Origin of the sequence: Fructobacillus fructosus KCTC 3544 (assembly GCF_001438695.1) — a bacterium.
Classification (GTDB): Bacteria; Bacillota; Bacilli; order Lactobacillales; family Lactobacillaceae; genus Fructobacillus; species Fructobacillus fructosus.
On sequence record NZ_JQBH01000022.1, the window covers coordinates 3,165 to 3,963 of the forward strand.

1 protein-coding gene and 1 pseudogene are annotated in these 799 nt (G+C 35.9%); both read right to left on the reverse strand.

Annotated elements, in window-relative coordinates:
• Positions 1–197, reverse strand: a pseudogene (locus IV71_RS08400) (hypothetical protein); the annotation flags it as partial.
• On the reverse strand, positions 197–625 hold the full coding sequence (locus IV71_RS07385; RefSeq protein WP_056995069.1) for a thioredoxin domain-containing protein: 429 nt from the start codon (positions 623–625) through the stop codon (positions 197–199). The gene IV71_RS07385 and the pseudogene IV71_RS08400, both read right to left, overlap by 1 nt.
• Positions 626–799 lie beyond the last annotated feature (174 nt).

Sequence of the window (799 nt, forward strand, 5' to 3'; positions counted from 1 at the left end):
ATTGTAATCTCTTTATTTGAGCGACTATCTTTCACCGGCCCCTTATCAGCAGTGGCATTTAGGTTAGACAATTGATTCATATTATTTAAAGTTTGAAAAGCTAAACAACCCAATATAACCAGAAATAAAGCTAGAATGAAGATAGATTTTTTTGAAAGAGAAGTTTTTTTAAATTTTAGTTTGTTAAAAAAATGCATTAATTCCTCCCCTTCAATATTTGTTCTATCTTATCCCGATTAGCGCCCGAATAGCGATCAACTACTACACCACTCTTTAAGTGCAAAATGGTTGGATAATGATTGACCTGATAAAGGCTTAGAATATTTGGATAAGATGAATCGTTTTTAACTTCGGTCTGCATTTTACCTGCTTCAACCACTAATATTGGCACTTTAACATCAGACAAAGCGGGAACAATTGACTTAGAAGCCTGGTGGCATCTCTTGCACCCAGCTTTATGAATGATAATGTACCCTTCATCAGCACTTTTAATTGTCTGATATTGCGTGGGTACGTCATGTGAATCAGGATAAGTTTTAGGTGACAGATACATCCAAGAAATTAAGATAATGAAGCCACCTAGAAATAAACTAACAAGAAAAAACGATTTTGTTTTTTTATTCATGCTACTTTCCTTTATTGTTTTCCTTTATTCGCCTATTCGTCGGTATTTGTTCCAGCGGCTAAAAAGAATTGCGTGAATCCTGAACCAATAACACGATCATCGTTATTCTTTTCTGCAGCTGACTTACCTGAGTCAGGCAATACTTCCTTAGGCAATGGTAGAAAGTCGGCGGGG